Genomic DNA, 11,134 nt, shown 5'->3' with positions numbered 1-11,134 from the left:
GCTAATACCGGTCAAAATACCCCTGTATCCTGTCCCGCTCACGCGTCACCCCCAAAGCCAACATCAACAATATCCGCGCCTTCTGAGGATTCAGCGAACTCCCCGACACAACGCCCATTCTGCTGTCGGCATCAAGTTGAGTCACCACGCCAGAGCCCGTCCTGCTCGAACGCACACAGACCACCTTGTGCCTGGCCGCAAGCTTGATGCCTTTTGCCACCGTCGCCGATAAGCTGCCGTTACCGGTAGCGGCGATGACGATGCCTTGCGCGCCCGCGTTGATGGACGCTTCGTAAAAATGTAGTCCAGCATCCTGATGGTCGTAGATGATGTCGACTTGGGGCAGGGACTTGAGGCCTGTTGCGTCGAATTCGGTTTGTGTGGTGTGCAGTGTTGCCGGCGTCTGGAAGATATGGACGTGGTCTGCATGGACCTGCCCGATATAGCCTTGATCGTAAGCGCGGAAGGCGTCGACGGGGGTGGTGGCGCCTTTACTGATGAAACGCGCCGCGCCGATTTTATCGTTCAGCATGACCAGAACGCCATGGCCGCTGGCCCGCGGGCTGCTTGCCAGGAGGACGGCGTTGTACAGGTTCAGGGGGCCATCGGCGCTGATGGCCGAGCCTGGCCGCATGGCGCCGACCAGCACGACCGGCTTGTCGCTTTTTATGGTCAGGTTAAGGAAGTAGGCGGTTTCTTCCAGCGTGTCGGTGCCGTGGGTTACGACGATCCCATCAACCGCGGGGTTGGCCAGCTCCTTGTTGATGCAAGACGCGAGCTTCAGCAGCATCTTGTTGGTGATGGCATGGCTTTCAACGTTGAAAACCTGTCTGCAGCGGATGTTGGCCAGGGCCGTCATTTCAGGTACTGCTGCCAACAGCGACTCTATGCCTTGCGTTACGGCATAGTCGGTAAGGGCGGTGGCGTGGTGTGCGGTAGAGGCAATGGTGCCGCCGGTTCCCAGCAAAACGATGGTGGGCAGTGTGGATGTCGTCATTTTTTAAGCCAGCGCTCTAGAAGGTGCATGCAACCCAGCAAGAAGAAGTTGATTGCCAGATACAGCATGCCGGCCATGATGAAGGTTTCAATGATGGCGTAGTTCTGATTCATCAGGCGCTTGGCATGGCCAGTCAGCTCCATGACGGCGATAGTCGATGCCAGGCTGGTGCCTTTTATCGCCAGCACGATTTCGTTGCTATAGGCCGGTAATGCCTGGCGTATCGCCAGCGGAAACACGATGCGGCGGAAACGTAGCAAGGGCGACATGCCGCAAGCTTTGGCGGCTTCGATTTGCCCTTTGGGAACAGATTGGAAGCCGCCGCGCAGCACTTCGCTGACGTAGGCGCCGCTGTTCAAGCCTATGGCCAGAATGGCGCAGCGTCCGCCGTCGCTGAACAGCCACCATAAGACGGGGCTTTCGCGTACGAACGACAGGGTGCCTATGCCGTAGTACAAGATAAATAATTGCACCAGCAAGGGGGTGCCGCGAAAGCAGGTGCTGTAGACAAAGGAAAACCGGGAGGCCAATGCGTTGGGAGATATGCGCATTAGGGCCAGGGCCAGCCCCAGGGCCAGAGCCAGAAGAATAGACGTCAGACCGATATAAACCGTCAGGCCGAACCCGTGCGCCAGGTTCGTCATGGTGTGCTGGAAAAGGGCAAGGTCGAACATCAATGCCCCCTCATGCCGCGACCGTAGTGGCGTTCGGCCATCACAAACGCGGCCTGGCTGCCAACGCCGACAATGAAGTACAAGGCGCCGGCCATCAGGTACAACACCAGTGGCTCGCGCGTGGCGGCAGCGCCCAGCACGGCGGCGCGCATGATTTCGACCAGGCCAATCAGCGAAATCAGGGCGGTGTCTTTAAGCGCAGTCTGCCAGACATTGTTGGCGCCGGGAAGGGCATACCAGAACATTTGCGGCAGAATGATGCGCAACAGGCGTTGGCGTGTCGACATGCCTATGGCCTTGGCTGCCTCGATCTGGCCCGGTGGTATGGCGCCAAGCGCGCCGCGAAAGACCTCGACCGCATACGACCCCGCGATCAGGCCTATGGCCAGAATGCCAATGATGGCGGGAAACCAACTGGTCATGGCGTCTTCCAGGCCCAGCGCATAGGCCAGGTCGCTGGCCGTTTGCACTGATCCGAAAAACAGCAGGTAGATAATCAGCAGTTCGGGAATGCTGCGCACTACCGTGGTGTATACGCTGACCAGCAGGCTTGCTGCTTTCGGGCCGGAGGTCTTGATGCTGGCCCCGGCGATGCCGATGATGACGCCAAGCAACATGCCCAACACCGAGATCAGCAAAGTCATGGCGGTGCCGCGTAATAACGTCCACCCCCATCCTTCGCGCAGTACCTCTAGTATGGTGTCGAGCATGGAGGCTTATTTTTTGCAGACCTCATAGTTCGAGATGTCAATGTCGAACCATTTCTCGCTGGAAGCCTTCACTGTCCCATCGTTGATCAGCTTGCACAGGGCCGTATCGATTTTTGCCTTGAGCTCGGGCTGGTTCTTGTGAATACCGATGCCAATGCCATAACCCAGTGTTTCGGGGGCCGAAGATCCCCTGATGATCAGGCTGGACAGGGCGAAGTTTTTATCGCCGACCTTTTTCAGAAACTTGGACTGCGAGGTCAGGTCGGCAAAAGTGGCGTCCAGGCGACCGGCATCCAGATCAATTTGCATTTGATCCAGCGTGTCATAGTTTTTGGTTTTTACATCCGGCGCCGACTTGCGCAGGTAGTCGCCATGCGTCGTGCCGCCTTGTACGCCGACTGTCTTGCCTGCCAGCCCTTGGAAAATGGCTTCAGGCGTAGCCGCGGAAATCAGCGCGCTACCCTTGGGCAAAACGAAAATGGCGTCCTCGACTGCATAGGGAATGCTGAACGAGATGCGCTTGCTGCGTTCTGGTGTTACCGACATGCCCGAGATAATGATGTCGAAGCGGTTGGCGTCCAGCGAGGGGATGAGTGTGTCGAAAGCTTGCACAATGAAACGGCAGTTCATGTCGAGTTCTTTGCACAGGGCGTTGCCGACGTCGGCGTCAAAACCGCTGACTTTGCCGCTGGCATCAACCATGCTCCAGGGAGGGTAGCCGCCTTCCGTACCGATTTTAAGCGTGCCAGCGGCGGCGGCAACGTTCACGCCCAACAGGGCCAGGCCCAGGCAGAGCAGGGCTTTTTGCAGAGTAGATGTAATCACGCGAGACGTCCTTGATGTGGTTGACCGACAGCCGGTGGCAAAGGGATAGTGCACTTAACAGTTCCCAATATGGGATGTTACCAAAGCGGCGGGGAATCAACACATTGGTTGCAAGAATTGGCGCAAGCGGTCTGAAACTGGGTTGTCAAATAACGCCTCGGGAACGCCGGACTCTTCGACGATGCCCTCGTGCAGGAAAATCGTCTGGTCAGATACTTCGCGGGCGAACTTCATTTCATGGGTAACGAGAATCATGCTGCGGCCTTCATCGGCGAGCGTGCGGATTACCCTGAGCACCTCGCCTACCATTTCCGGGTCCAACGCCGAGGTGGGCTCGTCAAATAGCAGGACTTCCGGATTCATGGCCAGGGCGCGCGCGATGGCAACGCGTTGCTGTTGCCCACCCGACAGTTCGGCGGGGTAAGCGTGTTGCTTGTCCGATAGCCCGACCTTGGCAAGCAGGGTCAAGGCATGATCGATGGCTTCGTGTTTGGCAATATGCTGCACATGGACGGGGCCTTCGATGACATTCTGCAATACCGTGCGGTGCGTCCATAAATTGAAATTCTGGAACACCATGCCTAATTTGGCGCGCACCCTCTCCAGTTGGCGAGGGTCGCTGCTGACGGCGACACCATCGCGGCGCTTGCGGCTTAACAAGACTTCGTTGCCGATATAGATGCGTCCCTCGTCCGGCACGACCAAATGGTTGATGCAGCGCAATAGTGTGCTTTTTCCGGAGCCCGAGGCGCCTATGATAGCCAGCACATCCCCCTGCCGGGCGGAGAACGAAATTCCTTTCAACACTTCGTTCGCGCCAAAAGACTTGTGGACCTGCTCGACCTTGACGGCGTATTCAGGCTTAGTCATGGCACCAGCCGCTGCACAGAACAGAAAAGAAAAGAGAGCATAAGAGAGGAAAGCTGTATGAGACGCAAACCTCCATTTTACCGGCTATGGATGCATAGGTTTGCGCCGCTGTTCTGCCGGCGGGCATTTGATCTGCGCACGGTACTTGGATACGGTGCGGCGGGCGACCACCACGCCTTCGGATGCCAGCTTGCGGGTGAGCACGACGTCGGATAACGGCTCTTTCGGATTTTCGTCGTCTATCATTTCCTGGATCAAGGCGCGCACTGCTACCGCTGAGCAGGTTCCGCCTGACTGCGTGGCAAGTTCACGTGAGAAAAAATGCTTGAATTCATAGATGCCTCGAGGCGACGCCAGATATTTATTGCTCGTTGCTCGCGAAATCGTGGATTCATGCATGCCAAGCTCCTCGGCAATTTCACTCAGCATCAAGGGCCTGAGCGCAATCTCTCCATAGTCAAAGAATGTTTGCTGACGCGCCACAATCGCTTGCGCGACAAGTTGTATGGTGCTGGTGCGTTGTTCCAGGCTGCGCATCAGCCATCGTGCCTCCTGCAAGGCTTGCGCCATCAGGGATCTTTCACTGTAGCGTGTGTTGTGAAACAACTGTGCGTAGGCGCTGTTTAAGCGCGCCTTGGGCACGGCGTCTTCATTGGACGTGGCGACCCAAAGCCTGCCGACTTTACGTACCTGGACGTCCGGAATGATGTAGCAAGAGGGGTCTACTGAGGCGTAGCGCTCCCCCGGCCTTGGCGATAGCGTTCTTATCAGCAGGCAGGCTTCTTGTATTTTGTCTTCGGGGCTGTTTAACATCTTGGCCAGTTTTGCGTAATCGCACTTGCCCAATTGTTCCAGCGCTTCGGTAATGATGCGCACGGCTATCTGCCTGCCGGGCGTACCGCTGGGCAGCGCCTGCAGTTGCAGGGTCAGGCTCTCAGTAAGGCTGCGTGCTGCCAAGCCCGGCGTACTAAGTTGCTGCACCAGCCGCAAGGCGACTTCCCATTCGTGGGCGGTGACCGGAGGAGAAAACTCTTGTGGATCTGCCAATTCGGCAAACGGCACCCGTAAATAGCCGTCATCGTCCAGCGCTTCGATGATGTATTCCGTCAGATAACGGTCCCGTTCATTTAACGGGTAGCTGGACAGATCGGCTCGCAAGGCTTGCTGAAGGGTTCCGTTGCTGCGGGCCCACTGGCCTACGTCGCTGTCGGGGTGATCCGAGTGCTGCTGTGTCGGGTAATCGCCTGAGTAGGTCGGTGCGTCGTCCTGTCGGGTAGCGACATATTCGATTTCGGGGGCGGCGCTTGCGGATGAGGTATCCAGGCTATTGTCGCCGAGTTCGGTGTCTGGCGCGTCCTGGGGATGTCCGCTTTCGTTGTCGCAGCTGCCAGGTTCGCTCGAGCGGTCTGTAACGGACGTGTCATCGGACTCTTCAAGGAAAGGATTCGTGGCTAGGGCTTGCGCAACTTCTCGACTGAAATCGAGCGTCGACATTTGCAAGAGCTTGACGGACTGCTGTAGACGGGGTGTCAGGCTGGTCTGCATTCGGACCTGCATTTCGTAGGCAACTTGGCTCACTTGGTATCTCCCAGCTTGTTAGTTTTAAGTCATGGCAATACGTTGCTGCCTAAACTATTCAAGCAAATCCCATGCCAGGTGGATGGCGAGTCTTGACCCTGCGACAAGGTTCATCCTGGGCGGGGTTTTTTATTTGGGCAGAGCCCCAAAGCTACCGGTCTGTGTAAGAAGTGCGCGTTTGGACTGACTGGCGTCTGCGTTTAATTGCGTCGGGCGCTTTCGAGGCGGTTGTAGAGAGTTTTAGGACTGATGCCTAATGCTAGCGCGGCGCGGCGCTTATCGCCATCGTAATGCTCAAGTGTCGCCCTGATAATGGCGTGTTGCGCGGTGGTTAGCGGCGTTCCGATAGGTATTTTTAAAAAGCCTTCGGCGGCAAGCGGATCCGGTACACGGAAGGCGCTGACGGCAGGAGCCATGTCGAGCACGTCATCGGCGAGAATGAATGCACGGGTGACGTGATTTTTCAGTTCCCGAATGTTGCCGGGCCAGTTGTGGTTTTCCAGCTTTTCGATGGTTTTGGGTGAAAATTGTTTTTTTGTGTTTTCCTGGGCGTTCAATTCATCCAGAAAGCGCTGCGCCAAATAAGCGATATCGGATTTGCGATCGCGTAATGGTGGCACCCATATGGGAAACACCGCCAGTCGATATAACAAGTCGGAGCGAAAGCGGCCTTCTTGTACTGCTGCTTTCGGGGCGCGGTTGGTAGCGGCAATAATACGCACGTTGACTTGTAGTTGCTCAGATCCCCCGACGCGATGATATTGCCCTGTTTCAAGGATGCGCAGCAACTGTACCTGCATGTTCATGGGCATTTCGGTTATTTCGTCAAGAAACAAGGTGCCCTGGTGCGCCCGCTCGAAGCAGCCGCTAGTTGTCGCGGATGCACCGGTAAAGCTCCCCTTTTCGTGGCCGAATAATTCGCTTTCGGCCAGTGACGCCGAGATTGCACCGCAATTGACCGCTATAAAAGGGGCATCGCTACGCGAACTACGGGCGTGAACTGCCCGTGCCACGATCTCTTTGCCTGTACCGCTTTCCCCCACGATCAAAACGCTGGCTTCAGTAGGCGCGGCTTTTACAATAGCCCGCGCCAGCGTAAAGGCCGCGGGTGACCGGCCTACGATTTTGGACGATGAAATCATGTGAAAAGCTTAATCGTAAAATGTCAAAGAGGTAGGTAATTCGCATGCTGTTTCAAATGATATGAAAGTTCACTTTTCGTTTCAGCGAAACCGCGTAGGATATGACTAATAATACTCATAACAACTGACGAGGAAAATAGTAAATTTGATATGCTGGTATACGGCAGCAAACGACTCTCGGGTCGTATGCGCACACTACCGGATCTACAGAAATTCAACATTAAGAAGCCACTCATGCCGCACTTACTGATTACCGACGACGACGCCGCCATCCGTGAGTTGATAGCACAAATCGCAGGCGATGAAGGCTACACCGTAGCCCAAGCAGGCGATATACGGCAGGCTCGTATCCAGATCGAACGGCAAAAACCGGATGTGGTATTGCTGGATATGCAGTTGCCCGACGGCGACGGCATGGAGTTCTGGAACAGTCAGGCGCTGTCCGATTCCCAGGTTGTTTTCATTACAGCCCATTCCAGCGTCGATAGCGCTATCCAGGCATTGCGTTGCGGCGCCGTCGACTACTTGCTCAAGCCGGTCAGCCTGCGCCGGCTACAGGGCGTCCTGAGAGAAATCAAAAGCTTGCTCCAAGAGCAACCGTTGCCAGGCGCGACAGATTGGTTTGCCAAAATGATAGGCCATTCGCGCCCCATGCAATTGTTATGTGCCCATATCGAGAAAGTTGCCCCAACGCGTGCAACGGTGTTGCTTGTGGGCGAAAGCGGTACGGGCAAAGAACTTGCGGCCGAAGCGATTCACTTGGCCAGCCCCCGGCATGAAAAACCATTCATGCCGGTCAATTGTGGCGCCATTTCACCCAACCTGATTGAAAGCGAGCTATTCGGGCACGAAAAAGGCAGTTTTACCGGTGCGGACCGCCTGCACAAAGGTTATTTCGAGCGAGCCAGTGGCGGTACGCTGTTCCTGGATGAGATCACCGAGATGTCGATGGAACTGCAGGTCCGTTTGCTGCGTGTACTGGAAACGGGCCGTTTCATGCGGGTCGGTACTCATGAAGAAATTGCCGCCGATGTCCGGGTCGTGGCCGCCACCAATCGCAATCCGGAGCAGGCGGTGGCCAACGGGACATTGCGCGAGGATTTATATCATCGCTTAAGCGTGTTTCCCCTGGAATTGCCGCCGCTGCGCGAACGGGAGGGCGATATCCTTGAGTTGGCCAATCACTTTCTGGTTCAACTTAATGAAGAAGGGAAGACTCACAAAAGATTTGCGCCGGAAGCGCTGGCTGCGATGGAAAGCTATTCATGGCCCGGTAATATCCGCGAGCTGCGTAATTACGTGTATCGCAGCTATATTCTTGCCGATACCCTTATCAAGGGTGATTTCAATACCTTCGAGCTGGAATCGCATTCCGCAGGCTGGGGTTCCGAAATATTGGTGCCTGTAGGTGTGCCCCTGGCAGATGCCAACAAACAGCTGATTCTTGCCACGTTGAAGCAATGCGGCGGCGTCAAGAAGGCAGCTGCCGAAATGTTGGGCATCAGTCTTAAAACGCTTTATAACCGGCTCGAAGAGTACGGCGCCGCTACGGATGTGGATGAGCACTCTTCTTCATCGTCTTTCCGTTAGCTGCTGAGCCTGGCACGCGATATGCTGTAAGTAGTCCCGGTTAACTGGGACTACTACGACATGCAGATTACCGAACCAGGGCGTGCGACTATTGTCGTGCTGACCCACAACAAACATTTGCAAGCCATAAGCGCCCTGGAATACCTATGCGGTCTTCCAGGGCAATGGCCCATTGTTGTCGTCGACAATGGATCCACCGACGGAACGCCAGCGGCCATAGCGGCCAGGTATCCCTCTATCATGCTGATCCGTGCCAGGCGCAATCTGGGCGCGGCGGCGCGCAACATTGGAGTGGCTTTCGCCCAGACTCCCTACGTGGCCTTTTGCGACAGCGATACCGAGTGGGAGCCAGGCGCTTTGGAACGCGCGGTCGCGCTGCTGGATGACACGCCGCAATTGGCGGTTGTCAGCGCATGCGTCCAGGTTGGCGCAACGGGTTGTCCGGCCCCGGCGTGCCTGTCCATGGCGCAAAGCCCTTTGGCACGAGAACAACTGCCTGGCCCGCAATTGCTGGGGTTCACGGCCGGTGCCTGTGTCATGCGAACTTGTGCCTTTTACCAAGTGGGCGGGTATTGGCCTCCTTTTTTCCAAGGGGGAGAAGAGGCACTTATGGCGCTGGATCTGGTCGAACGAGGTTGGCGTATTGTTTATGCCAATGATGTTGTGGCGCGCTATTTTCCTTCGCTGGCGGCGGATTCCCGGTTGCGGGAACGTCTATTGATACGTAATGCGATTTGGGTGGCATGGATGCGCAGGCCTGTTCGCGCTGCCTGGCGCCAAACCAGCGTGCAGTGGCGCGCCGCGCGGGACAGCGGCATTGTTTGGTCGACGATGTTGCAAATGGTGCTCGGCCTGCCGCGGGCATTAAGAAATCGCAAAGTGATATCGCCTGCTGTCGAAAGCATGCAGGCGTTGCTGGAATCTTCGAGGTAGGCACGATGTTTGCTTAATTCTTATCGAGATACTGCTTGCCCCGGACAGTCCTGGCGACCCCGATAGTTTTTACGCTTTTGGGTAGTTTTTACTTTCCTCACGGACACGGCGTGAAGACCGGGTCAAGCAACGCCCTAGTGGCAGATTGAATTTTGGAGAACATTGTGACTCTACGTGTCCTGGCAGTAACTTCCGAAGCTTTTCCTCTTGCAAAAACAGGAGGGCTGGGCGATGCAGTTAGCGGGTTGGCCTTGGCGATCAAGCAAAGCGGAATCCACGTTACTTTACTATTGCCCGCCTATCCGTCCACGCTGGCTCATGTCATTCGTAAGACTGAAGTGGCGACGCTTACTGGCCTGCCAGGGGGCGATGCCACATTGCTCGGGGCATACTGCCCAGAGCTTGGGCTGGACGTATTGTTGTTAAGAAACGCTGCGCTGTATGACCGTGACGGCTACTACGTGGCGGCTGACGGCAGCGAATATCCAGATAACGCTATGCGCTATGCGGCGCTGGCGCACGCTGCTGCGCGAATCGCGCAAGGGGTGGAGCGCGTGCAACGCCCTCATATTGTGCACGCTCATGATTGGCATGCCGCATTAACCCCATTGCTAATGCATCAAATGCAGGTCCAGGACGTGAAGACGGTGCTGACATTGCATAACGTTGCCTTCCAGGGTGTGTTTCCCATTGACCTTGCGGATTCGCTGGGTATCTCCGAGCCATATCGCACAGGGGACGGCATGGAGTTCTGGGGGCAGCTTAATTTCCTGAAAGCCGGTATCCGTTATGCCGATCTCATTACGGTGGTCAGCCGCAACTATGCGCGTGAAATATTGACGCCTCAATTTGGTTGCGGCCTGGAGGGTGCGCTGGCCGCTCGTGGCGGCGACTTAATTTCCATCCCGAATGGGATAGACACTACGCTTTGGAACCCTCTGGCGGACCCATATTTGCGTGGGCGCGCTTTCAGCGCGGACCACTTGAGCAACAAAGCGTTATGCAAAAGAGATTTGCAGCATGCCATGGGTTTGAACGAAGATCCTCATGCGGTCGTAATGGGAATGGGCAGCCGCCTGACTACACAAAAAATGGCTGACCTGGCCGCCGAGGCCATCCCGGCATCGCTGGATGCTCACCCGTCGCTCCAAGTATGTGTATTAGGGCAGGGTGACCACAAACTGGAAGCGGCATTGCTAGCGATCGGGCAGCGCTATCCCGGCCGTTGCAGCGTTTACATTGGTTTTGACGAACGACGGGCGCATTTGCTGCACGCAGGCGCCGATATCCTGTTGCATGGGAGCCGGTTCGAACCATTCGGATTGACTCCGCTTTACTCCATGCGATATGGCACGATTCCCGTGGCGTCCAGGGTCGGCGGCATGGTGGATACGATTACCGATCCTGGCAAGAACCTGCCGGCCGGCGCGATGCGCGGCGCTACCGGCGTTCTGTTCGAAGGCGAACAGCCGCAGGACATGGTGCATGCCATTGATCGCGCCCTGGCGCTGCACGCCGACCCCGATCTTTGGCATGCGATGCAAGTCAATGGCATGAGGTCTGATTTCAGCTGGGCGAAAACCGCTCCAGCCTATCTAAGCGCTTATCAAGCGCTGCGTCCCGATGTTGCGCTTGATCGCGTGCCTGAACGACGACGAGGTCTGGCCTTGGTCCGTAGCGGCCAAGGTGCCGTCATTCCCGCATCGGCGGGGACCCTGCCGGGCCGGCTGGGTGCAAAGACGGGCAAGGTGCCCAGGCCTGAAGCTCCAGGTTTGAGTTCCGTGGTGCGGCATCGACCTTACAGTGCGTGATTAT

General features: G+C 56.4%; 10 protein-coding genes. 3 read left to right on the top strand and 7 right to left on the bottom strand.

The window, feature by feature from the left end; genetic code table 11:
* Position 1: 1 nt before the first annotated feature.
* The 7 genes from ABWO67_RS07470 to ABWO67_RS07440 all read right to left on the bottom strand — a co-directional run bounded on the left by ABWO67_RS07470 (position 2) and on the right by ABWO67_RS07440 (position 6,796).
* A complete protein-coding gene (locus ABWO67_RS07470) occupies positions 2–997 on the bottom strand; it encodes an asparaginase (RefSeq protein WP_353149748.1) in 996 nt (331 codons plus the stop codon).
* Complete coding sequence (locus ABWO67_RS07465) at positions 994–1,671, bottom strand: ABC transporter permease (RefSeq protein WP_353149745.1); 678 nt, start codon at positions 1,669–1,671, stop codon at positions 994–996. Before ABWO67_RS07465 ends, ABWO67_RS07470 begins: the two co-directional genes overlap by 4 nt.
* On the bottom strand, positions 1,671–2,381 hold the full coding sequence (locus ABWO67_RS07460) for an ABC transporter permease (RefSeq protein WP_353149743.1): 711 nt from the start codon (positions 2,379–2,381) through the stop codon (positions 1,671–1,673). Before ABWO67_RS07460 ends, ABWO67_RS07465 begins: the two co-directional genes overlap by 1 nt.
* 6 nt (positions 2,382–2,387) lie before the next feature.
* Positions 2,388–3,206: a transporter substrate-binding domain-containing protein gene (locus ABWO67_RS07455; protein WP_353149740.1), complete on the bottom strand. Its 819-nt coding sequence runs from the start codon at positions 3,204–3,206 to the stop codon at positions 2,388–2,390.
* A 96-nt stretch (positions 3,207–3,302) separates the two neighbouring features.
* The gene (locus tag ABWO67_RS07450; RefSeq protein WP_353149737.1) at positions 3,303–4,076 is read right to left on the bottom strand and encodes an ABC transporter ATP-binding protein; all 774 of its coding nucleotides are present in this window, start codon (positions 4,074–4,076) and stop codon (positions 3,303–3,305) included.
* Between the two features lie 84 nt (positions 4,077–4,160).
* On the bottom strand, positions 4,161–5,654 hold the full coding sequence (locus ABWO67_RS07445; protein ID WP_502929981.1) for an RNA polymerase factor sigma-54: 1,494 nt from the start codon (positions 5,652–5,654) through the stop codon (positions 4,161–4,163).
* Between the two features lie 200 nt (positions 5,655–5,854).
* Positions 5,855–6,796: a sigma-54 interaction domain-containing protein gene (locus tag ABWO67_RS07440; RefSeq protein ID WP_353149734.1), complete on the bottom strand. Its 942-nt coding sequence runs from the start codon at positions 6,794–6,796 to the stop codon at positions 5,855–5,857.
* A gap of 234 nt (positions 6,797–7,030) precedes the next feature.
* On the opposite strand from ABWO67_RS07440, the gene ABWO67_RS07435 reads away from it, so the two are divergent.
* The 3 genes from ABWO67_RS07435 (at position 7,031) to glgA (ending at position 11,130) form a co-directional block, all read left to right on the top strand.
* Positions 7,031–8,386, top strand: a complete 1,356-nt coding sequence (locus ABWO67_RS07435; RefSeq protein WP_353149731.1) for a sigma-54-dependent transcriptional regulator — start codon at positions 7,031–7,033, stop codon at positions 8,384–8,386.
* 60 nt (positions 8,387–8,446) lie between these two features.
* Entirely contained in the window at positions 8,447–9,319 is an 873-nt protein-coding gene (locus ABWO67_RS07430; RefSeq protein ID WP_353149728.1) for a glycosyltransferase family 2 protein, read from the top strand.
* A 161-nt stretch (positions 9,320–9,480) separates the two neighbouring features.
* Positions 9,481–11,130: a glycogen synthase GlgA gene (gene glgA, locus ABWO67_RS07425; protein WP_502929982.1), complete on the top strand. Its 1,650-nt coding sequence runs from the start codon at positions 9,481–9,483 to the stop codon at positions 11,128–11,130.
* Positions 11,131–11,134: the final 4 nt, after the last annotated feature.

It is taken from the genome of Pollutimonas bauzanensis (genome assembly GCF_040393045.1).
GTDB lineage: Bacteria > Pseudomonadota > Gammaproteobacteria > Burkholderiales > Burkholderiaceae_B > Pollutimonas > Pollutimonas bauzanensis_A.
This window is presented reverse-complemented; position numbering and strand designations above follow the sequence as displayed.